Here is a 22,451-nt window from a genome sequence, read left to right as displayed (position 1 = left end):
CAGAAACATGATGAATAAAGCGACATTTGTATTCGTTTATTGCACGATATGGTTCGCGATTGTCAATTTGGTCCGAAAAGATCGGTGCCATTATCCACCTGCGCAGACCACAAAACGCAACAAAGATCGGCGCGCACAAAGCCTCAGTGGTGGAACGGGAGTATATTCAATGTTACTCAAAATGCCGGAATTTCATTTTACCAACAAGCGCCGATATGCGGGCGCGACGGCGATTGCGGCCGCGCTTTTTGCGTCGGTTCTCGCCGCCCCCGCCGCAGGTTTGCGCAGGATGCGGGCAAGCCCGTCGTCATCGCCCGCGACATGGACCTCAACTCGCTCGACCCCTCCAGGGCCTTCTGCGACACCTGTCAGATCTACCTGAGCTCGGTCTATGACCGTCTCGTCGATCTCTCGCCCGACAACAAGCTCGTGCCGTCGCTCGCCAAGGAGTGGAGCACGAGCGCCGACCAGAAGGTCATCACCTTCAAGCTCGATCCGGCCGCTAAATTTTCCGACGGTTCCGCCGTCGAGGCCAAGGACGTCAAGTGGACGCTCGAGCGCCTGAAGAACATGAAGGGCGGCATGGCCTACCTTCTCGACAACGTCACCTCGATCGAAGCCCCGGACGCCGCAACCGTCGTCGTCACGCTCTCGGCGGCAAACTCCGAATTCGTGGGATCGCTGACGGCCCCCTATGCCGGCATCATCAATTCCGATCTCGTCATGCAGCATGGCGGCGATGCCGGCGCCGATGCGAGCGCCAAGGACACCGCCGAACAGTGGCTGCTCGCCAATTCGGCAGGCGCCGGCCCTTACGTTCTGTCGAACTACAGCCCGGACCACGAACTGCGCCTGAAGCGCAACGAAAACTACTGGGCCAAGAAGCCTGCCGTCGGCGAGTTCGTGTTCCTGCAGACCAAGGATGCTGTCAGCCAGACACAGCTGCTCGAAAGCGGCAGTGCCGATATCGCCACCCAGGTCGATCCGACCACGGCGAAGAACATCACCAATCCTGATATCGTCGTCGATACCAAGCCGTCCTTCAACATGGTCTATATCGCCATCAGCCCCGGTGCAAAGAACCTGCCGCACCCGCTGAATGCCAAGATCCGCGAAGCGATTGCCAGCGCCATCGACTATGACGGCATCATCGACCTGACCGTCGACGGCAAGGGCAAGCGCCTGAGCTCGCCGATCCCGACCGGCTTCCCCGGCAGCGGCACTGGCGAGGCGCCGAAATACGACGTCGAGAAGGCCAAGAAGCTGATGGCCGAAGAAGGCGTGACCGATGGCTTCACGCTCGACGCGACCTACCCGAACGTCAACCAGTACGGCGTCGACTACTCGCTGATGATGCAGAAGATCCAGCAGGATCTGGCCGAGATCAACATCAAGCTCGAGCTCAAGCCGGTCGAATTCTCGGTCTGGCGCGAGAAGATCAACAGCGACGGCATTCCGCTGACCGCCGTCTTCTTCGCCCCTGACTATTACGGCTCTTCGCAATACGCCCAGTATTTCGCGATGATGGACGGTACCGTCTGGTACAAGCGCGCCGGCGGCAAGGCCGACCCGGCACTTGCCAATCCGGAAACGCCGAAGATCCTGGCGGAAGCCCTGTCTGCCGGTGGCGACAAGAGCGCCGAACTGTTCGGCAAGCTCGGCGAGACCATGGCCACCGACCATGTGATCGTGCCGATCGTCGCTCCCGATGCGGTGCTGGTCTCCCGCAAGGGCGTCTCCGGCCTGCGCTTCTCGGCCTGCTGCAACATCGTCCTCTCGGACATCAAGGCCGACTAAGCAACGGCTGACCATCTGCTGCAGCTTTGCCGGAGGCTATCCGCCTCCGGCAACCAGAGCCGCTTGGCCCGGATCGAACCCTTCGCGGAAGCGCATGTTGCGCAGCCGATTGGGCAGGCGCGGCTGTAGCAGTAGAATGCCGCTTGCAGAGAAGCGGTACCGCCGCCGCAGGCCCAACCCGCGGCGGATAGTAACAGGAAAGTTTCCGTCAGATGACCCGGTATGTTCTTCGAAGGCTGATCTCCATTCCCCTCTTGCTGCTCGGCGTGGCAACGGTCGCCTTCCTGCTGTCGCACTTCACCCAGGCAGACCCGCTCTCGGCTCTCGTCAGCGAGCGGCAGATGAACAATCCTGAAGTCGTCGCCGCCGCCAAGCAGCGATGGGGCCTCGACCGGAGCGTTCCCGAACAATATGCCGTCTACATCAAGAACCTCGTTTCCGGCGATCTCGGCATCTCCTTCCGCACGCGCCGCCCGGTCCTGACCGATATCGCCGAGCGCCTGCCCGCAACGCTCGAGCTCGTCATCTTCGCCATGCTGTTCGGCACCCTCAGCGGTATCGCGCTCGGCGTCGTCGCCTCCCGGTTCCGCGACCGGCCGGCGGATTATCTGGCGCGCTTCTTCGCGCTGTTCGGCTCGACGGTTCCTGTCTTCTGGTCCGGCCTGCTCTTCCTCTATCTTTTCACCGTCAAGTTCGGCGTCATTCCCGGACCGGGACGCCTCGATGCCCGCGCCGTCGCACCGGAATTCGTCACCGGCATGTACACGATCGACGCGCTGATCGCCGGCCAGTTCGCCACCTTCTTCAATGCGCTGGAGCATCTCGTCCTGCCCGCCTTCGTGCTCGGCTGGTCGGTCACCGGCATCATCTCCCGCCTGGTACGCGCCAGCATGCTTGATGCGCTCGGGCAGGACTACATTCTCGCCGCCCGGGCCAAGGGCGCTGGCGAGGCGCGCACGCTGCTGCGCCACGCGCTTCCCAACGCGATGATCCCGACACTGACGATCATCGGCTATTCCTTCGCCTACCTGATCACCGGTGCGGTGCTCACCGAAGCGGTCTTCGCCTGGCCGGGCATCGGCTCCTATGCCGTCGATTCCGCCCGCACGCTCGATTACCCGGCGATCATCGGCGTCTCCCTCATCGGCGCATCCGCCTTCCTGCTGACGAACCTGGTCACCGACGTGGCCTATGCCTTCGCCAATCCTCGCCTGAAGTTGGGATGATCCGATGTCTCTGTCGATAAGCACCTCAACACAGCGGTTCTCGGTCATCACGACACGCCCGGTCCTCACAATCGGTCTGGCGATCGTCTTCTTCTGGGTCTTCGTCGCGCTGACGATCGATATCTGGAGCGTTTACGATCCGCTGAAGATCGTCGGCCGGAAACTGCTGGAACCCTCTCTTCAGCACTGGCTCGGCACCGACGCGCTCGGGCGTGACGTGCTGACGCGCACGCTCTACGGTGCGCGCTATTCGATCGCCATCTCCGTCGTCGTCGTGGTCTGTTCCGTGGCGATCGGCTCGGTACTCGGCGCCATCGCCGGCTTCTTCGGCGGCTGGGTCGACGGGCTGATCATGCGTCTCGTCGACGTCACGCTCGCCTTTCCGCCGGTTCTGCTCGCCATGGCCGTCGCAGCCTCGCTTGGCCCCGGGCTGCAGAATGCCGCGATCGCGGTGATCGCCGTGTGGTGGCCGGTCTATGCCCGGCTGATGCGCGGACAGGTGCTCGATGTCATCTCGCGCGACCATATCGAGGCGGCGCGCGCCGGCGGCGCCACATCCTTCCGGCTGCTCACCAAGCACATCCTGCCGCTCTCCTGGACGCCGACGATCATCAGCGCCACCATGGATTTTGGCCAGGTCGTGCTGCTCGCCGCATCGCTGAGCTTCATCGGCCTCGGCGCCCAGCCGCCGAGCCCCGAATGGGGCGCGATGATCTCCGATGGCGCGGCGCATTTCTATTCCTGGTGGGTCGCCTTCGGTCCCGGCATCGCGATCCTGTCGCTCGGCCTCGGTTTCAATTTCATCGGTGACGCCCTGCGCGACATCCTCGATCCCAGGGAGCACTGATCGATGGCCAACACCGAACCATTGCTTGAAGTCAACGATCTCAAGGTAACGCTGCGCAACGGCGTCGAGATCGTCCGCGGTGTCGATTTCGTCGCCGAAGCCGGCAAGGTCGTCGGCATCGTCGGCGAGTCCGGCTCCGGCAAGTCGATCACCATGCGCGCCGTCATGGGCCTCGCCCCGGCGCAGTCGAAAGTCTCGGGCTCGATCAAGCTGCGCGGCGAGGAACTCATCGGCGCTCCCGAGCGCCGCATGCAGCGGCTGCGCGGCAGCAAGATCGGCCTCGTCTTCCAGGATCCCATGACGGCGCTGAACCCCGTCATCACCGTTGGCAAGCTGATCGCCGAGGCGGTGCGCCTCCACAATCCCGGCATGTCGGCGTCGGCCGCCAGGCAGAAGGCGATCGAGCTCCTGACACTCGTCTCCGTTCCACAGCCGGAGGTGCGCGCCAACCAGTATGTGCACGAGTTTTCGGGTGGCATGCGCCAGCGCGTGATGATCGCCATGGCGGTGGCCAACAATCCCGAAGTGCTGATCGCCGACGAACCGACGACGGCGCTCGACGTCACCGTGCAGGCGCAGATCCTCGAAGTTCTCAAGGACCTGCAGAAGCAATTCTCGATGGGGCTGGTGCTGATCACCCACGATCTCGGCGTCGTTGCCGGTGCGGCCGACACCGTCATCGTCATGTATGCCGGCAAGGTGATGGAAAAGGGACCGGTTCGCGAGATCTTCTACAACTCGCGCCATCCCTATACGCGCGGGCTTCTCTCCTGTCTGCCGACCATCAGCGGCAAGGAAGGCGCGCTGCAGCCGATCCCAGGCAGCCCGCCGCTGCTCAGCACCCGCCCGCAAGGCTGTCCGTTCCATCCGCGCTGTTCGATGGCAAAGGACATCTGCCGGTCGCAGGAGCCGGCACTCCGGCAAGCCGATGGCGTCATGAGCGCCTGCCATTTCGCAGCCGAGCTTCAGACCATCGCCTCCGAGCAACCGATCCCAAGCGTGAGGCACTCATGAAGCCTGCCAGCAAACCAGAATCCGGCGCGCCCGAAACGGTCCTGACCGTTCGCGACGTCACCAAGAACTTCCCGGTCAAGGGCGGCCTCTTCGGCTGGCAGTCCATCCGCGAGGTCAAGGCCGTCGGCGGCGTCTCCTTCGACCTCCTGAAGGGCGAAACGCTCGGGCTCGTCGGCGAATCCGGCTGCGGGAAATCGACGCTCGGCCGTTGCCTGCTGAGGCTTGTCGAGCCCACCTCGGGCGAAGTCCGCTTCAAGGGCACCGATCTCTCGACGCTCTCGGAAGACGAGATGCGCCAGTTCCGCCGCCACCTGCAGATCGTCTTCCAGGACCCGCTCGCCTCGCTTCATCCCCGCATGCGCATCCGCGACATCATCGCCGAACCGCTGCGCCTCATCGGCGTCACCGGCAAGCCGGCACTGGAGCGGGCTACCGAGTTGCTGGACCTTGTGCGCCTGGCGCCGGAGCACGGCGACCGTTTCCCGCATGAGCTTTCGGGCGGGCAGCGACAGCGCGTCGGGATCGCCCGTGCGCTCGCCCTCAACCCGGAAATCCTGGTGCTCGACGAACCAGTCTCGGCGCTCGACGTTTCGGTTCAGGCAGGCGTTCTCAACCTGCTCGACGAGTTGCAGCAGAAGCTCGGCATTTCCTACGTGTTCATCGCCCATGATCTTGCGGTCGTGCGCCACGTCTCGGATCGCGTCGCCGTCATGTACCTCGGCCGGGTCGTCGAGATCGGGGAGGCCGCGAATATCTACGAGCGGCCGGCTCACCCCTATTCCAAGGCGCTGCTGTCCGCCGTTCCGCTCCCGGACCCCGATGTCGAGCGCGAACGCCAGCGGATCACTTTGAAAGGCGATGTGCCGAGCCCGCTGAACGTTCCCTCCGGCTGCCCGTTCAGGACGCGGTGCTGGAAGGCGCAGGACGTCTGTGCGAGCGCCGTTCCCGAACTCGCCGACATCGAGCAGGGCCATAAGGTCGCCTGCCACTTCCCCGACATCGAAGCAGACAAGGCGGTAGCGTGATGGCTGCAGGAGAAAATACGCACCCGCTGCTCCTCGGCGTCATCGCCGACGATCTGACCGGCGGCCTCGAACTTGCCTCCATGCTCGTCGCACGCGGCATCCCCACGTCGCTCTCCGTCGGCACCGGCCGGCCGGCGAAGTTCGAGATGGCGCATATCATCGCGCTCAAGTCGCGGGTCATTCCGGTCGATCAGGCCGTCCAGTCGGCCATGAGCGCCCTGGATATCCTTCTCGATCACGGTGCCCGGCAGATATTCTTCAAATATTGCGCCACCTTCGACTCCACGCCGGCAGGCAATATCGGCCCCTGCGCCGAGGCGATCATGGAGCGGCTCGGGGTCGACAAGGCGCTCTTTGTTCCCGCCCTTTGCGAGACGCGCAGAACCGTCTTCCAGGGTCACATGTTCGGCGGCGCCGAGCTTCTCGGAGAATCCCCCAAGCGTTTCGATCCGCTGACGCCGATGACGGATTCGAACCTTGCCCGCGTCCTTCAGGCCCAGAGCCGCCGCTCCGTCGGGCTTGTCGATTACACGGTGGTCGACAAGGGGCCGGAAGCGATCCGCGCCAGTATCCATGACCAGGCGGAACGGTCTGGGAAATCGCTGTTCATCGCCGATACGCTCTACGAGCATCATCTGGCCGCACTCGCCCGCGCCGCTGCCGACATGCGCCTGCTGACCGGCAACTCCTCGGTCGCCGCGCATCTGCCTCCGGTATGGCTGGAGCAGGGATTGGCGAGCGAGCCCTCGACGATCCGGCTTGCCGGTGTCGATGGCCCGGGCGCGGTACTCGTCGGCAGTGTGGCGCCGCAAAGCGCTGCCCAGCTGACGGAGTTCGCGCGCGACAATCCGGCCTGCACGCTCGATATCGCCCGCGCCTATACCGGCCATGACCTCGTCGCAAAAGCGCGCCAGTTCGCAGCCGCTGCGATCGCCGGTGGACGCAATTTCGCGATCAGCACTGCGCTGCCGCAGGAGCGCATCGACGCTTTGCAGGCCGAGCACGGCCGCCTTGAAATCGCAGCTCGCGCCGAAGAAATCCTCTCGGAGATCGCCAAGGCGATTGTTCTGGACCTCGGCGTGCGCCGTCTTGTCGTCGCCGGCGGCGAAACATCAGGCGCCATCGTCAGGACTCTTGGGATCAGCGACGTGCAGCCCGGCCCCTATCGCGAGCCCGGGTTCTCCCGCGCCGTCGCCACGCAACCTTTCCCGATCGCGCTGATGCTGAAATCCGGCAAACTCGGCAACCTCGAGCTCTTCTCTTCGGCGCTGGACGACATGCGCCACCCGATCGTCGAGGAACCCATTCTAACCCGCTGGCCCCCGAAAGGCTGACCCATGACCGAAACGTCCGAACACCTTCGCCAGTCCCTCGTCGATGCATCGCGAGAAGCAGAAGCGCTTCGCCTGAATGCGGGCACCTCCGGCAACATCAGCGTCAGGACGGCTACGGGCATGCTGATCACGCCGACCGGCGTTCCCTCGAAGTCGCTACGCACCGAGATGATCGTCGAGATGGATCTCGACGGCGCCTGGTCCGGCGAAATGACGCCCTCGAGCGAATGGGCGTTGCATGCCGCGGTCTACAAGGCCCGCCCGGAAGTTCAGGCGATCGTCCATGCGCATCCGGACAATTGCGTCGCGCTTTCTTGTGCCCGCGAGCCGCTTCCGGCTTTCCACTACATGATTGCCGGCTTCGGCGGCGACGATATCCGCTGCTCGAAATATGCGGCCTTCGGCTCGCCGGAGCTCGCCGGCGTCACCGTCGAGGCGATCGAGGGACGGACGGCCTGCCTGCTTGCCAACCACGGCATGGTCGCGGTCGGCGCAACGGTCGCGGAAGCCTTCGGGCGCACGGTGAAGCTGGAGACGCTGGCGCGCCAGTACATCCTCTGCCGCTCCTTCTCGCAGCCGGTGGTGCTGACGCCGGACGATCTCGTGGAGGTCAAGGAGCGCTACAAGACTTACGGCCGCCAACCCGTGCGCGCCTCGTGACCAGCCTCTTCACCAACACCAGCCCGCCAGAACTCAATCACGTCATCAAAGCGATCCGCGCCCCCGGCGCCATGACAATGCAGGGAGAATGAAATGGAGCATAGCTTGAACAACAGCCGCGACAGCGAGCTGCTTGCGCGCGCAAGCAAGGTCGTCCCGAACGGCATGTGGGGCCATATGGCAACCCGCGCGATCGGCCCCGGCTATCCGCAGTTCTTCTCGAAATCCGACGGCTGCCGCGTCTGGGACGCGGAAGGCAATGAATATATCGACTTCATGTGCGCCTGGGGTCCGAACCTCCTCGGCTACAAGAATGCTGAAGTCGATGCGGCCGCGCTCGCCGAAATCGCCAATGGCGACATCAATAACGGCCCGACGGAAAAGATGGTCGAGCTCGCCGAGCTCTTCGTCGATACGATCGATTATGCCGACTGGGCGCTCTTCCAGAAGAACGGCACCGACGCCACGACCACCTGCGTCACGATCGCCCGTGCCACGACCGGCAAGCGCAAGATCCTGGTCGCACGCGGCTCCTATCACGGAGCGGTGCCGTGGTGCTCACCTTCGGTCGTCGGCGTCACCACCGAAGACCGCGCCCATGTCATTCTCTTCGATTACAATGATGCCGCGAGCCTGGACGAGGCGGTCGCCGCAGCCGGAGACGATCTCGCCGCGATCCTGCTCACCGCCTTCCGTCACGACCTGAACCGCGATCAGGAAATGCCTGATCCGGCCTTCCTCAGGCATGCGCGCAGCATCTGCGACAAGACGGGTGCCGCCCTCATCCTCGACGACGTTCGCGCCGGCTTCCGCCTCGATGTCAGGGGCAGCTGGGCCAAGCACGGCGTCAAGCCGGATCTCGGCGCCTATTCGAAGGCGATCGCCAACGGCTGGCCGCTCGCCGCGGTTGCCGGAAGCCGCCGCATGCTGGACGGCGCCTCGAAGATCTTCACGACGGGTTCCTTCTGGTATGGCTCCGCCTCGATGGCGGCCAGCATCAAGACCATTGGCATCCTGAAGGAAACCGACGCGCTCGCTCATATCGAAGCGATGGGCGCCCGCTTCCGCGACGGCTTTGCCTCGATCGCCAAAGGGCACGGCTTCGTTCTGCACCAGACCGGACCCGTCCAGATGCCGATGCTGCGCTTCCAGGACGACCCGGACCTGCAGATCGCCAACGCCTTCTGCGCCGCCGCGCTCCGCTATGGCATCTACCTGCATCCGAAGCACAACATGTTCCTTTGCAGCGCCCACCAGGCCGATGATATCGACCAGGCACTCGAAGCCGCGGACAAGGCGATGAAGGATATTGCCCACCTGCGCGGGGCATGACGGAATCGAAACGGAGCTTGCGGCGGTTGGCGCCGCAAGCTCCGCTGAAATAGGCAGCGTTTAGCTAGAGCGCTTGCGCTTGAGATAGGCGCCCTGCCCCAGCGTGCCGGTCGAGGATGGGCCGTCGACGATCGTCTTGCCGCGCAGGAGCACCCGGACCGGCCAGCCGCGGACATCGAGACCATCATAGGGCGTATAGTCTGCCCCATGGTGCAGGATATCGTTGGTTATCGTCACCTGCTTCTGCGGATCCCAGAGCGCGATATCGGCGTCGGAGCCGATCGCGATCGTACCCTTCTGCGGATAGAGGCCATATTGCTTGGCGTGGTTCGTCGATGACAGGGCGACGAAGCGGTTGATATCGATGCGGCCCTTGCTGACGCCTTCGGAAAACAGGATGGGGAGCCGCGTTTCGACGCCTGGGATACCGTTCGGGATCCAGCGGAAATGGCGTTTGCCTTTCTCGTTCAGCTTGCCGCTCTCATCGTCATAGCGGAAGGGGCAGTGGTCGGAGGAAAAGAGCTCGAACGTGCCGCTCTGCAGCCCTTCCCAGCAGGCGACCTGGCTCTCCTTGTCGCGCGGCGGCGGCGAGCAGACGAATTTCGCGCCTTCGAGTTCGGCGGCATCGAGATCATCGGCGGTCAGAAGCAGATATTGCGGGCAGGTCTCGCCCGCCACCTTGCTGCCCCGCTTGCGGGCACGCTCGATCTCTTCCATCGCCTGCCGGTTCGAGACATGGACGATAACGATCGGCGTTCCGACGATTTCGGCGAGCGACAGGGCGCGATGCGTCGCCTCGCGCTCCGCGGCGGCCGGCCGGCTCAGTGCGTGGAATTTCGGCGCGAGCTCGCCGTTCTGCTCGTGTTTTCCGATGAGATAGCGGATCGCATCCTCATTCTCGCAGTGAACCATAACCAGCGCGCCGGATTGCCTGGCACTATCCAGCGTATCGAGGATCTGGTCGTCCCGCAGGCGAAGGTTCTCATAGGTCATGAAAACCTTGAGCGAGGTATAGCCATCCTCGACGAGCGCCGGCAGCTCCTGGCCGAGCACGTAGGATGTCGGGTCGGTCACAACGAGATGAAACGACACGTCGATATAGCACTCGCCCTCGGCCTTCGCATGATAGGCCTTCAGCGATTCACGCAGCGTCGTGCCCTTCTCCTGCATGCAGAAGGTCAGAACCGTGGTGTTGCCGCCGAATGCTGCCGAGAGCGTGCCGCTCGCGAAGTCGTCGGCCATGACGATGCCGTCGCCGGATGGCTGGGCGAGATGGACATGGCTGTCGATCCCGCCCGGCATCACATAGAGGCCTGAGGCATCGATAATTTCGTCCGCGCCATCAAGAGAGGCTGCAAGTGCCACAATCTTCCCGTCGCGAATGCCGACATCGCTTTGAAACGTATCGCTGGCGGTAACGACGGTGCCGTTCTTGATGATTGTGTCGAAATGCATTCAGGCAGCGCCCCTCTTCTGATCGGCGAGGATCTCATCGAGCGCGGCGATCAGCCGGTCGACCTCACCGATGGTATTGTAGTGAACCATGGAAACGCGGACTGCGCCGTTATATTGCGGCAGGCCGACATGATCGCCGAGGCGGCGCGCATGAAAATCGCCGAAGCGGATGGCGATCTTGTAGGCGTCCATCGCCTTGCAGATGTCCTCCGAATTCCGGCCCTCGAAAACGAAGCTGATCGTCGGAATGCGCCTGCCGTTGCGGTTGGAGGTCTCGCCGATAATGCGGCAGTCGTTGCGGCTGCGCAGATAGGACAGCAGACGCTCGGTCAGCGCGTTCTCCTGCACGGTGATCGCTTCGAAGGCGGCGAGGATCTGCTCACGCGGCGAGCCCTTCGAACCCGCTTTCGTGCCGAGTTCGCAGAGGTAGTCGACGATCCCAGTCACCGCATAGGCAAGCTCATAGTTCGGATTGCCCGGCTCCAGCTTGCCCGGCACTTTGTCGCGCCCATAGAAGAAGTGGTAAAGCGGATCGAGCTCCAAGAGATGCTCGTACTTTCCGTACATCATCGCGTAATGCGGACCATAGGTCTTGTAGAAGCTGAAGACGTAGTAATCGACATCCATGGCCTGCACGTCGACGGCGCGATGCGGCGCATAGGCGACCGCGTCGACGCAGATGCGCGCCCCATGGGCGTGGACGACCTCGGCGATTTCGGCGATCGGGTTGATGGCGCCCAGAATGTTCGAGACATGCGTGACGCAGACGAGCTTGGTCTTCTCGGTCAGCAGCGGCTTGAGTTCGGCAATATCGAGTTCGTAGGTCGTGGTATCGAGCGGCCAGAACTTGATGACGACGCCCATGTCGCGCAGCCCGTCCCAGGGGCCGATATTCGACTCGTGATCGGAGATCGTCACGATGATCTCGTCGCCTGCCGAAAGCTGGCTGCGCATCGAGCGCGCCAGGTTCTGAAGCAGCACCGTCGTCGAGCTGCCGAAGACGATTTCTTCCGGCCGCGCGGCATTGACCAGATGGGTCGCCGCGATGCGGCTGTCCATCAGCGCCTTGGCCGCCTGCTGCGAAACATCGTAGCTACCGCCGATCTGAACGTTCTTGTCGTAGAGGAACGTGTTAATCCGCTCGACGGCCCGCTTGAGGATCTGCGAGCCGCCGGCATTGTCGAAAAACACCCAGCCATGATCGAGGCCGGGAAACTGGCTCCGGACGAAATCGATGTCGAGTTGGGGTTGCGTTTCCATTGGGTCCTCCGGAACCTTGTCTTTTCTTGTCAGTGATTGAGAACGGCGCGCAGGAAGCTTCTCGTGCGTTCCTCGCGCGGATTGTCGAAAATCTCGGCCGGCGTACCGGCTTCAACGATGCGGCCGCCATCCATGAAGATCACGCGGTCGGCGACCTGCCGGGCAAAGCCCATCTCGTGGGTGACGACGATCATGGTCACACCTGTACCGGCAAGCTTGCGCATGACGTCGAGAACTTCGCCGACCATTTCCGGGTCGAGCGCCGATGTCGGCTCGTCGAACAGCAGGACGCGCGGTTCCATCGCAAGCGCCCGGGCAATCGCTACGCGCTGCTGCTGGCCGCCGGACAGCTGCTCGGGATATTTGTCGGCCTGCTCGGTGATGCCGACGCGGGCAAGCAGGTCCCTTGCCTTGCGCGCCGCCTCCTCGGGTGGCGTACCGCGCACGCGCATCGGCGCGATCATGATGTTCTTCAGGACGCTCAGATGCGGGAAGAGGTTGAACGACTGGAAGACCATGCCGACCTCGGCACGCACCCGGGCAAGGTTGCGACCGCGCTCGACCTTGATGCCGTCGACTTCGATGCGGCTTTCGTTGGAGAAGCTTTCCAGATGATTGATGCAGCGGATCAGCGTAGATTTGCCCGAGCCCGACGGGCCGATGACGCAGACCACCTCGCCTTCGGCAATCGACAGGTCGATGCCGTGCAGCACCTGGAAATCGCCGTAGGATTTGTCGAGCTTCTGGATGTTGACGATGGTTTTCATCTGCGCCTCCCCGCACTGAAGCGTTTTTCGAGCCGGGCGACGATGATGACCATCGGCCAGAGGAAGGCGATGTAGATGACGGCGGCGCCGATCAGCGGCGAAGGATTGGCCGTCAGCGCCTGGGCCTGGGTTGCCTGCTTGAGAAGATCTGGCATCGCCACCACGGAGGCGAGCGCGGTATCCTTCATGACGTTGATGCAGTTGTTGGTGAGCGGCGGAATGACGATCTTGACCGCCTGCGGCAGGATGATCTCTGCCATCATGTGCCGGTAGGAAAGGCCGAGCGCCTCCGATGCCTCGAACTGGCCGCGCGGAATGGCCTCGATGCCGGCGCGGAAAATCTCGGCCGTGTAAGCCGTCGAGACCAGCGTCAGCGCGCTGACTGCCGAGACGAAAGGCGAAAGCCGGATGCCGACGAACGGCAGGGCATAGTAGATGACGATCAGCAGAACGAGCAGCGGGATCGAGCGGAAGATGTCGATATAGATCTTGGCAAGCGCCTGGATGACCGGATGCCCGTAAAGGCGCAGCAATGCCAGGATCAGACCGCCGATGAGGCCGCCGACGATGCTGACGAGGCCGAGCTCGAGCGTGATCCACAGGCCGGAGAGGAGCAGCGGAAAGGAGCGCTCCAGCACCGCCAGATTGAAGAAGGTCGTGAAAATATCCATTGAAAAACCGATCAGCCGTTTCGGGGCGGATGACCGGCGAACCCGTCATCCGTATCCTTGACCATCCGGCCTTATTTTGCGGCAGGCATGTCTTCGACCTTCACGGTCGAGGTCGTGTCTTCGGCCTTGGCGCCGAACCATGTTTCATGCAGCTTGGCGATGAAGCCCTCGCCCTTCAGCGTCGTGATCACGTCGTTGACCTGCTTGGCGAGCGGGTCGCCCTTGTTGAACATGATCGAATACTTCTCGCCGGTCGGAATGCGCTCGACGACTTTGATCTCCGGCTTGTCCTTGACGTAATACTGGAGCGCCGGGATATCGCTGATGTAACCGTCGATACGGCCGGCGGCGAGATCGAGCATCGCCGGCTGCAGTCCCTCGAAGCGGCGGATTTCGCCGAGGCTGTATTTGGCGGTGTTGTTGGTTGCCCACATGTCGCCGGTCGAGCCGGTATCGACGCCGACGACTTTGCCGCTCATGCCCTTCAGGTCCTTGATGCCGCTCGCGGCCATGACCGTCAGCGACTGGTCGCTATCATAATAGGGCTGGGCGAAGCTGACCGATTCCAGGCGCTTCTCGGTGATGGTGATCGACGACACCGCCATGTTGATACGGCCCGACTGAACGGCCGAGAACAGACCGTTGAACGGAATGTTGACGAACTCGACGGACTTATTGAGTCGCTTGGCGACCTCGGTGACGAGATCAACCTCGAAGCCGACGGTCTTGCCGGTTTCGTCCTGAAACTCCCACGGGACGTTGCCGATATTGGCGCCGACGGACAGATCCGCGGCATGGGCTGCCATTCCGGCAAATGCCAGAACGCCCGACAGCAGGGCAGTCTTCAAAATCGAAAAACGACGCATTTAGGTTCCCCTTGTTTTGTATTGCGCATTTTTGCTATTGGTCTAACCGGTCTGACCAGTCAGGCCAAATCAAGCACGCTCTCTTGTCATTTGCAAGCGACTGATGGATTTAAATGCTGGGACAATCCGGGTGGCCTCACCCGACACGCCGAGAGAATGGAAAGAATGCTCAACAGGACATTGGTACCACAATCGGCGGCACGCCTGATACAGGACATGATCCAGAGCGGAGAGCTCGCCGCCGGCGAGAAGATCCCCTCCCAGCGCGAGTTTTCCACCAAGCTCGGCATCAGCCGCGCATCGCTACGCGAGGCGCTGCTGACGCTTGAAACGCTCGGCCTCATCAAGACGGAAGCCGGCCGGGGAACCTTCGTCGCCGAGCGTGGCGGCGCCGCAAACAGCGGCATGGCGCCCTGGCGCTACTCCGACAGCTACTCGGTCTTCGATGTCTTCCAGACCCGCATCATGCTCGAGGGCAATATCGCGGCGCTCGCCGCCGGTCGCCTCACCGGCAACCAACTGCAGGCGATGGAAGCGGCGACCAAGCAAATGGAGGATTGCTGGGCGAAGCAGGATCTGCTCGCCAATGTCGAGGCCGATCTCGAATTCCACGCGATCATCGCATCGGCCTGCAGCAACGCCATGATGCGCGCCCTCTACCAGGTGGTCCGCGAGCAACTGACGGAGACGCAGCGCCAGCCGATCCCGATCACCGAGCCCGCCCGCATGAAGGCCTCGATCGCCGAACACCGGCGGATCATTGCGGCCCTGCGCGACAACGACGCCGTGCGCGCCCGCCAGGAAATGGAAAACCACGTCCTCAACACTGCACGCTGCGCCGGTCTCAATCCGTAAAGCACGCGGATACGGTTGTCTCAGCCGGGATTTCTCACTAGCATCCGGCGCGACCTCGGCTGCCGGTCCTCGGCGGCCGACATTTCCTGTTATCTGACAACGGCATACGAGCATGTCCCTCCCGCAAAACATCGGCTTTATTGGAACAGGCGCCATCACCGACGCAATGGTACGCGGTCTTCTGATCGAGCCTGCCGCCGCGGTGCAAGCCGTAGTATCGTCTCGCAGCACGGCGATCTCGGCCAAGCTCGCTGCCGATTTTCCGGCTGTGCGTGTCAGCGATGACAATCAGGATATCGTCGATAGTTGCGATGTCGTCGTGCTGGCCATCCGCCCACAGGTCGCCGAGGAAGTCGTGCGCCCGCTTCGCTTCCGGGACGGCCAGACGGTCATCAGCGTTATCGCCGCGACAGGGCGCACCGCGCTTCTGGACTGGATTGGCGCTGATGTGCGCCTGACACAGGCGATCCCCTTGCCCTTCGTCGCCAGGCGCAGCGGCGTAACCGCCGTCTACCCGCCGGATCCGCGGACGGCCGCGATCTTCAACCTGATGGGAAATGCCGTCGAATGCGAGACCAAGCAGGAATATGATCTGCTTGCCGCAGCAAGTGCGCTGATGGCAACCTATTTCGGCATCATGCAGCAGACGACGGAATGGCTGGAGACCAAGGGACTGCCAGCCGAAAAAGGCCGCGCCTATCTCGCGCCACTCTTTGCGGGCTTGTCTGAAACGGCTGTACTTGCCGGAAGCCACGTCGACTTTCAGGAGATGAGCCGCGAATTCGCAACCGCGGGCGGGCTGAACGAGCAGGTCCTGCGCGACTTCAAGGACAAGGGCGGAGCCGCGGCGCTGACGCAGGCGCTCGATCGCGTGCTCGGCCGTATCACCGGGTGATATCCCCCGGACCCTCTACGCAATTCAAGGAGCCAAGATGTTTCCCGAACCCGGCAAGAAGTTTGCGGCATTCCTGTTCGATATGGATGGCACGATCCTGAGCTCGACGGCGGCCGCCGAGCGCGTCTGGGGCGCATGGGCGGAGCGCCATGGGCTCGATCCGGTGAAGTTTCTTCCGACGATGCACGGAAAGCGCGGCGTCGACACCATCCGTCAGCTCGGCCTGCCGGGTGTTGATCCCGAGGCGGAAGCCGAGAAGATCACGCAGGCCGAGATCGAGGATGTCGAGGGCGTCGTCGCGATCCCGGGTGCCGCCGCTTTCCTCGCAGCGCTGCCGCCGGAGCGTTGGGCGATCGTCACCTCATCGACCAAGGCGCTGGCTCTGCGCCGCCTTGCCGCTGCGGGCCTCACCGTGCCGCGCTATATGGTGACCAGCGAGGATGTTTCGGTCGGCAAGCCCAATCCGCAGGGCTATATTCTCGGCGCGGAGAAAGTCGGCGTCGCCGCCTCGCAATGCCTGGTTTTCGAAGATGTCGAAGCCGGCGTTCAGGCGGGTGCCGCGGCCGGCGCATCCGTTATGGTGATCACGGCGGCCGGCCACGATCTGCACCTCCCTGATTATCCGTCGATCAATGACTATATGTCCGTCGAACCTTCGATAGCCGGCGATGGCCTGATATCGATCGTCCAAAAGAAATGACTGCCCCCGGCGGCGGCCTGCGCTATGGTCCGTGCCGATAAATCAAGAGGATAGCGAGAATGAGCGACAAGAATCCAGCCGACAATTTTCCCGCCGGATACCAGGTTCCCAAGGTCTGGACGTGGGAAAAGGGCAATGGCGGCCAGTTTGCCAACATCAACCGGCCGATCGCCGGTCCTACCCATGACAAGGAGCTTCCGGTCGGCAAGCATCCGCTGCAGCTCTATTCGCTGGCAACGCCGAACGGCGTCAAGGTGACCATCATGCTCGAAGAGCTGCTGGCGGCCGGCCACAAGGGCGCCGAGTATGACGCATGGCTGATCAAGATCGGTGACGGCGACCAGTTCGGCTCCGGCTTTGTCGAGGTCAATCCGAACTCCAAGATCCCGGCACTTCTCGACCGCTCGACGGCCGAACCGACCCGCGTCTTCGAAAGCGGCTCGATCCTGCTCTATCTCGCCCGCAAGTTCGGCGCCTTCCTGCCGCAGGATCACAAGGCCCATACCGAGACCATGAACTGGCTCTTCTGGCAGATGGCCTCGGCGCCCTATCTCGGCGGCGGCTTCGGCCATTTCTATGCCTATGCGCCGATCCACATTCAGTATGCGATCGACCGCTTCTCGATGGAGGTCAAGCGCCAGCTCGACGTCCTCGACCGGCATCTCGGCACCCACCGCTACATGTCGGGCGATGAATACTCGATCGCCGATATCGCCATCTGGCCGTGGTACGGCAACCTTGCGCAGGGCAAGGCCTATGGCGAAGCCGGCACCTTCCTCGAGGTCGAGAGCTACAAGAACGTGCAGCGCTGGACTGCCGAAATCGCTGCCCGCCCTGCCGTGAAGCGCGGCCGCATGGTCAACCGCGTCTTCGGAGAGCCTTCAGAGCAGCTTCGCGAGCGCCACGACGCCTCCGACTTCGAAACCAAGACCGCCGACAAGATCTCGTCCTGACGAATTGAAGAGATAACCGGCCGGAGAGGAACGTGGCAGATGCCACGGCCTCTCCAGCCGGCATCATACCGGGCGCAGCCGCTCCATCTGCGGGCGCATGATGGCGCGGAAAATATCCGGGTCGGCAAAGGCGCGCGCCGACAGCAAAGCGCCGTGAACCGCCGCCATCAGAATTTGCGCCTCTTCTTCCGGCGACCCCTTGAGGCGGAACGTTCCCTTCTCGACACCGGACTGTAGCACCGAAGCCAGCCATTCCGAGAGGTTTGCGAAATGCCGGCGGACCTGCGCCGCGACTTCGTCGGGCAGCATCTGCATTTCGCTCGCCAGCATGGCGCAGACGCAGAAGGGCTGAGCACCATCCGTCACGCATTGCTGCCAGTAATCGAGATAGGCGCGGATCTGCGCTGCGGGATCGTCGACATGCGTTTTGATCGATTGCAGCCCCTCGCGGGCCTGGCCGACATAGCGCTCGACGAGCACCGAGACCAGGTGCGCCTTGGTCGGGAAATGGTGGTGGATGCTCGCCCTGCGGATGCCGATGGCATCTGAAATATCGCCGTAGCTGAAGCCGTTATAGCCGCCTGCCACGATAAGTTTCTGCGCGTGATCGAGTATCGCGTCTGCTGTCGTCATCTGGTTCATCCCGATTACCTACCTGCTAGTAGGACGGCCAGTCAACGCTGTCATCACCCATCTGCCGAAACGATGTGTTGACATCCATAATCAGCCTACCTATTAGTAGGGAGACATCAACATAAGGATTTCATCATGCAAGTTCAATCGTCCGCGCAGTCGAGCTGGCTGCGGTCCTATTATTATGCCCGTGCGGCTTTCTCGGTTGTCTGGGTGGGTGCAGCGATCCTGGCGGCAGGCCAGCCGTCCATCGCCGCCTTGCTGCTCGTCATCTATCCGGCCTGGGATGCACTCGCCAATCTGATCGATGCCCGCGCCAATGGCGGCCTGGCGGCAAACAGGTCGCAGAGCCTGAACGTCGCGACCAGCACGATCATGACCATCGTCGTCATCGTCGCTGTCATGAAGGACAGCTACGCGGTCCTCGCCGTCTTCGGCGTTTGGGCGATCCTGTCGGGCCTGCTGCAGCTTTATACGGGTGTCCGCCGCTGGCGTTCCTACGGCGCCCAGTGGGCGATGATCCTCAGCGGCGCCCAATCGGCGCTCGCGGGGGGATTCATGATCGGCAAGTCGCTGGGCTCCATGCCGCCATCGATCCTCGACATCGCCCCCTACGCCGCCTTCGGCGCCTTCTACTTCCTCGTCTCGGCCATCTGGCTCACCGTTTCCGCCTACCGGCAGAAGGCAAGCGCTTGAGGCTGATAATGGTGCCGGCTGGAGCGCGGCACCATCATCCCTTCGGAAAATGCCGTTCGAACGAGAAGAGCGACGTCGGCAGTTTGGTGCCGCCGTCGAGGGCGAGGTCCGAAAGGATTTCGCCGATGACGCTGGTGAATTTGAAGCCGTGGCCGGAGCAGGCAGAGGACACCACGACGTTGCGGTTGCCGGGGGCGAAATCGATGAGGAAGTCCTCGCTCGGCAGCATCGTGTAACGGCAGGTCGTGGCGCGGATACGATGCGAGGCGGCCTTGGGAAGGCGCTTTCGGGCGAAGGTGTCGAGCAGCTCGGTATCGGCGCCGTTGACGGGCGGATTGGGCAGCGTGGGGTCGATCGGCTCGCGGAAATGCGCGTGGCGGCCGATCTTCACACCGTCGGCGCCGATCGCCGGGAAGCCGAAGAAGGAGCCGTTCTCGCCGTCGTCGCGCAGGAAGCAGGTCATCCGGCCCGGCTGGGCGATGAAGCCGTCTTCCGGCTGATACCAGGCGACGACCTGACGGATCGGCTGCGCCTTCGAGACGAGTTCCGGAACGAGCTCGGCAATCCACGCTCCCGTCGCGATGATCACCTTTCTAGCGTGGTAGCGGCCATTGGCCGAGATGACGGTGACGCCGTCCGCATCCGGCGAAATGGCCTCGACCCGTTCGCCGAAATGCAGTTCGGCGCCATCACCAACCGCAAGCTTGAGAAAGCCCATGATCGCCGCCTCCGGGCGGATATAGCCACCCTGCGGATCGAGCAGGCCGATCTCGTCATAATCGAGCGCGAAGGCCGGATAGCGCCGCGCCATTTCGTGCTTGTCGAGCAGCTCATGCGTCAGGCCGTGCATCTTGCAGGAGGCGAGCGTTCCGCTGACGATCTTGCTGTCGGGACGGCCGATCTGGAGAACACCCGTCACCGTCAGGATCTCTTCCCTGAGCCGCGCCTCGAGCATCCGCCAGTTCTCATAGGCGCGCTTCAGCAACGGCACATAGGACGGGTCCTCGAAATAGCCGAGCCGGATCAGGCGGCTGTCGCCATGGGAAGAGCTTAGCGCATGCGCCGGATAATGTGCCTCGATGCCGATCACCTTGGCGCCGCGCGAGGCGGCGAAGGCCGCGGCAGCACTGCCCATTGCGCCGAGGCCAATGATGGCAACATCGAATTCTGCGGGCATCGCTCTCGTCTCTCGCATTATTGCGCCGGCATCTGCGCGGTGATCAGGGATTTCAGTGTCTCGATATCCGCGCCGAGCGGGCGTTCATCTTCGTAATGGGCAATCACCGAGCGGATAGCCGAATGGATCGCCTCGGTTCCCTTGGCGCGCGTTCCGTTCGCCGTCAGGAAATCATGTGCCTGGGCTGCCGCCATCAACTCGATCGCCAGGATATGCTCGGCATTGTCGATGATGGCCAGCAGCTTGTTTGCCGCTGCGTTCGGGTGCGCCAGAAAATCCTCCTGCAGAGCCGAGGTGATGCCGCCATCCGTTGAGGCGGGGGCGGCCAGACGGCGGTTCTCGTTGCTGAGCGCCGCCGCGGTATATTGCGCGATCATGAAGCCGGAATGGCTCCCGGCGTCGCTGGCGAGAAAGGCCGGCAGGCCGCTGACCAGCGGATTGACGAGGCGATCCGTCCGGCGCTCGCTCATTGCCGAAAGCTGGGCGAGCGCGATTGCGAGGCTGTCCGCCGCGAGAGCGAGAGCCGGAGCGACCGCATGCGCCTCGGAAGAGACGACAGGATTTTCCGGCGTCCCCGAGACGGCGGGATTATCGGTGACCGAAGCCAGTTCCCGATCGGTGACCGCGCCGGTCTGCTCGAAGACATCCCAGGCAGCGCCATGGGCATGCGGCACGGCGCGCAGGCTGAGTGCATCCTGCGTGCGCTTACCGGCGGCTTTGGCGATCAAGCCGCTACCGGCGAGGCGAGCCCGCAGCCCAGCGCCGACCTTGGCGATGCCCTTGGATGGCCGCAGCGCCAGGACGGCCTCATCGAAAGCCGCCATCTGACAGCCAACGGCCTCGAGCGTCAGAGCGGCCGCCGCATCGGCCCAGGAAAGCAGACGCTCGGCGCGGCCGAGAGCGACAGAGAGCAGGCCAGTCGCACAAGCCGTTCCGTTGACAAGGCTCAGCCCTTCCTTGGCGCACAGCACCAGGGGCTGCAGCCCGATCGCGGCAAGCGCCTCGCGTCCGGCTTTGCGCTCGCCCTTGATCGTCGCATAGCCCTCGCCGATCAGCACCAGCGCGGTATGGGCATTGTGGGTGAGATAGCCCGCCGATCCCTTCGAGGGCACTTCGGGGATGCAATCATGCTCAAGAAACGCGGCCAGCGTAGCGACGATCTCCGGACGGACACCCGAATGCCCATGCGAGAAATTGGCGATCTGCGCGGCGATGATGGCGCGGACTTCGCGTGGCGCCAGCAGCGGGCCAACGCCGCAGGCGTGGCTCAGGATGATGTTTCTGGACAAACGGCTCTGCGATTGCCGGTCGACGACCGTATCGGAAAGCGCGCCGACGCCGGTATTGATGCCATAGGCGCGGGTTCCCGCCGCAACGATGCTTTCGACGATGGCGCTGGCATTGGCAAGCCGCGCTGCGGCTTCCTTCGAGACGGACAGCGTCTCCCCGTCCCCGACCCTGGCGACGTCCCGCCATGAAAGGCGGTCTGCAACGACGATGCTCATTGACCGGTTCCGAAGTGACCGATGAACTGGCGGAAAGCGGGCGTTGCGCCGCTGCCGAACATCTCATCCGGCGAACCGCTGCTTTCCACCAGCCCCTCACGCATGAAAACGACACGGTTGGAAACGTTGCGGGCAAAGCTCATTTCATGGGTGACGACGAGCATCGTCATCCCCTCTTCGGCGAGCGCGCGCATGACGCGGAGAACTTCGCCGACCAGTTCCGGGTCGAGCGCCGAGGTCGGCTCGTCGAACAGCATGACCTTCGGCTTCATGGCGAGCGCCCGGGCGATCGCGGCGCGCTGCTGTTGGCCACCCGAAAGATGCGCCGGGTAGGCATGGCGCTTGTCGGCGATGCCGACCTTTTCCAGCAGCGCTTCGGCCTCGGCGATGCATTCCGGCCTGGGGCGCTTGAGAACGTGAACCGGTCCTTCGATGACATTCTGCAGGATGGTCATGTGAGACCAGAGATTGAAGCTCTGGAACACCATGCCGAGTTCCGAGCGGATATGATCGACCTGCTTCTGGCTCGCCGGACGCGCGCGGCCATTCTTGTGCACCATGCGGATCTGCTCGCCATCCACCCAGATCTCGCCATCGCTGGCGGTCTCCAGAAGATTGATGCAGCGCAGGAAGGTCGACTTGCCGGATCCCGAAGCGCCGAGCAGCGAGATCACATCGCCATCCTGCGCCTCCAGTGAGATACCGCGCAGAACCTCATGCGTGCCGAAGCTCTTGCGAATGTTGCGAACGGAAAGACGGGTCACACCGGGCATGGTGATTTGC

General features: G+C 63.1%; 22 protein-coding genes. 13 read left to right on the top strand and 9 right to left on the bottom strand.

Features of this window, described 5'->3' with window-relative positions; translation table 11 throughout:
* Positions 1-321: 321 nt before the first annotated feature.
* From ACODR6_RS07440 to ACODR6_RS07405, 8 genes are all read left to right on the top strand, one after another.
* On the top strand, positions 322-1,797 hold the full coding sequence (locus tag ACODR6_RS07440) for an ABC transporter substrate-binding protein (protein ID WP_489021905.1): 1,476 nt from the start codon (positions 322-324) through the stop codon (positions 1,795-1,797).
* A gap of 212 nt (positions 1,798-2,009) precedes the next feature.
* Positions 2,010-3,023: an ABC transporter permease gene (locus ACODR6_RS07435; protein ID WP_112711111.1), complete on the top strand. Its 1,014-nt coding sequence runs from the start codon at positions 2,010-2,012 to the stop codon at positions 3,021-3,023.
* 4 nt (positions 3,024-3,027) lie between these two features.
* Positions 3,028-3,870, top strand: coding sequence for an ABC transporter permease (locus ACODR6_RS07430; protein ID WP_112711112.1), 843 nt, complete (start codon positions 3,028-3,030; stop codon positions 3,868-3,870).
* Positions 3,871-3,873: 3 nt separating this feature from the next.
* The gene (locus ACODR6_RS07425) at positions 3,874-4,884 is read left to right on the top strand and encodes an ABC transporter ATP-binding protein (RefSeq protein ID WP_130281452.1); all 1,011 of its coding nucleotides are present in this window, start codon (positions 3,874-3,876) and stop codon (positions 4,882-4,884) included.
* Complete coding sequence (locus ACODR6_RS07420; protein WP_489021902.1) at positions 4,881-5,909, top strand: ABC transporter ATP-binding protein; 1,029 nt, start codon at positions 4,881-4,883, stop codon at positions 5,907-5,909. Before ACODR6_RS07425 ends, ACODR6_RS07420 begins: the two co-directional genes overlap by 4 nt.
* A complete protein-coding gene (otnK, locus tag ACODR6_RS07415) occupies positions 5,909-7,243 on the top strand; it encodes a 3-oxo-tetronate kinase (RefSeq protein WP_203430631.1) in 1,335 nt (444 codons plus the stop codon). Before ACODR6_RS07420 ends, otnK begins: the two co-directional genes overlap by 1 nt.
* 3 nt (positions 7,244-7,246) lie before the next feature.
* On the top strand, positions 7,247-7,903 hold the full coding sequence (locus ACODR6_RS07410; RefSeq protein WP_203430630.1) for a class II aldolase/adducin family protein: 657 nt from the start codon (positions 7,247-7,249) through the stop codon (positions 7,901-7,903).
* 93 nt (positions 7,904-7,996) lie between these two features.
* The gene (locus ACODR6_RS07405; protein ID WP_203430629.1) at positions 7,997-9,235 is read left to right on the top strand and encodes an aminotransferase class III-fold pyridoxal phosphate-dependent enzyme; all 1,239 of its coding nucleotides are present in this window, start codon (positions 7,997-7,999) and stop codon (positions 9,233-9,235) included.
* Positions 9,236-9,295: 60 nt separating this feature from the next.
* Here the strand turns inward: ACODR6_RS07405 and hydA are convergent, their stop codons facing one another.
* The 5 genes from hydA to ACODR6_RS07380 form a co-directional block, all read right to left on the bottom strand.
* Positions 9,296-10,690: a dihydropyrimidinase gene (gene hydA, locus ACODR6_RS07400; protein WP_203430628.1), complete on the bottom strand. Its 1,395-nt coding sequence runs from the start codon at positions 10,688-10,690 to the stop codon at positions 9,296-9,298.
* The gene (locus ACODR6_RS07395; RefSeq protein ID WP_203430627.1) at positions 10,691-11,950 is read right to left on the bottom strand and encodes a cysteine desulfurase-like protein; all 1,260 of its coding nucleotides are present in this window, start codon (positions 11,948-11,950) and stop codon (positions 10,691-10,693) included.
* A gap of 29 nt (positions 11,951-11,979) precedes the next feature.
* Positions 11,980-12,717, bottom strand: a complete 738-nt coding sequence (locus ACODR6_RS07390) for an amino acid ABC transporter ATP-binding protein (protein WP_489021898.1) — start codon at positions 12,715-12,717, stop codon at positions 11,980-11,982.
* A complete protein-coding gene (locus tag ACODR6_RS07385) occupies positions 12,714-13,388 on the bottom strand; it encodes an amino acid ABC transporter permease (protein ID WP_112711121.1) in 675 nt (224 codons plus the stop codon). The genes ACODR6_RS07390 and ACODR6_RS07385 overlap by 4 nt, the downstream gene beginning before the upstream one ends.
* 71 nt (positions 13,389-13,459) lie before the next feature.
* Positions 13,460-14,254 carry a transporter substrate-binding domain-containing protein gene (locus ACODR6_RS07380; RefSeq protein WP_203430623.1) on the bottom strand — a complete coding sequence of 265 codons (795 nt, stop codon included), beginning with the start codon at positions 14,252-14,254 and terminating at the stop codon, positions 13,460-13,462.
* Positions 14,255-14,419: 165 nt separating this feature from the next.
* Here ACODR6_RS07380 and ACODR6_RS07375 point away from each other — a divergent pair, with 165 nt between their 5' ends.
* The 4 genes from ACODR6_RS07375 (at position 14,420) to yghU (ending at position 17,657) form a co-directional block, all read left to right on the top strand.
* The gene (locus ACODR6_RS07375; protein ID WP_112711123.1) at positions 14,420-15,109 is read left to right on the top strand and encodes a FadR/GntR family transcriptional regulator; all 690 of its coding nucleotides are present in this window, start codon (positions 14,420-14,422) and stop codon (positions 15,107-15,109) included.
* A 112-nt stretch (positions 15,110-15,221) separates the two neighbouring features.
* On the top strand, positions 15,222-16,004 hold the full coding sequence (locus ACODR6_RS07370; RefSeq protein ID WP_489021895.1) for a pyrroline-5-carboxylate reductase: 783 nt from the start codon (positions 15,222-15,224) through the stop codon (positions 16,002-16,004).
* 37 nt (positions 16,005-16,041) lie between these two features.
* Positions 16,042-16,704 (top strand): HAD-IA family hydrolase, encoded by a 663-nt coding sequence (locus tag ACODR6_RS07365; RefSeq protein ID WP_489021893.1) that lies wholly within the window; start codon positions 16,042-16,044, stop codon positions 16,702-16,704.
* A gap of 59 nt (positions 16,705-16,763) precedes the next feature.
* Entirely contained in the window at positions 16,764-17,657 is an 894-nt protein-coding gene (gene yghU, locus ACODR6_RS07360) for a glutathione-dependent disulfide-bond oxidoreductase (RefSeq protein WP_489021891.1), read from the top strand.
* A 63-nt stretch (positions 17,658-17,720) separates the two neighbouring features.
* On the opposite strand, the gene ACODR6_RS07355 is transcribed toward yghU, so the two are convergent.
* Positions 17,721-18,299 (bottom strand): TetR/AcrR family transcriptional regulator, encoded by a 579-nt coding sequence (locus ACODR6_RS07355; RefSeq protein ID WP_489021889.1) that lies wholly within the window; start codon positions 18,297-18,299, stop codon positions 17,721-17,723.
* Between the two features lie 126 nt (positions 18,300-18,425).
* Here ACODR6_RS07355 and ACODR6_RS07350 point away from each other — a divergent pair, with 126 nt between their 5' ends.
* On the top strand, positions 18,426-18,986 hold the full coding sequence (locus ACODR6_RS07350) for a DUF308 domain-containing protein (protein ID WP_413712373.1): 561 nt from the start codon (positions 18,426-18,428) through the stop codon (positions 18,984-18,986).
* A 34-nt stretch (positions 18,987-19,020) separates the two neighbouring features.
* Here the strand turns inward: ACODR6_RS07350 and solA are convergent, their stop codons facing one another.
* From solA to ACODR6_RS07335, 3 genes are read right to left on the bottom strand one after another with little or no spacing between them, the layout of a single operon-like run.
* Positions 19,021-20,163: an N-methyl-L-tryptophan oxidase gene (solA, locus tag ACODR6_RS07345; RefSeq protein WP_489021887.1), complete on the bottom strand. Its 1,143-nt coding sequence runs from the start codon at positions 20,161-20,163 to the stop codon at positions 19,021-19,023.
* 17 nt (positions 20,164-20,180) lie between these two features.
* Entirely contained in the window at positions 20,181-21,668 is a 1,488-nt protein-coding gene (locus ACODR6_RS07340; protein WP_489021885.1) for an HAL/PAL/TAL family ammonia-lyase, read from the bottom strand.
* Positions 21,665-22,441, bottom strand: a complete 777-nt coding sequence (locus ACODR6_RS07335) for an ABC transporter ATP-binding protein (RefSeq protein WP_489021883.1) — start codon at positions 22,439-22,441, stop codon at positions 21,665-21,667. Before ACODR6_RS07335 ends, ACODR6_RS07340 begins: the two co-directional genes overlap by 4 nt.
* Between the last annotated feature and the right edge of the window lie 10 nt (positions 22,442-22,451).

This window comes from Rhizobium sp. FG96, from assembly GCF_057808655.1.
The sequence above is the reverse complement of the archived record's forward strand: the minus strand, read 5'-3'. Positions and strand labels throughout refer to the sequence as shown.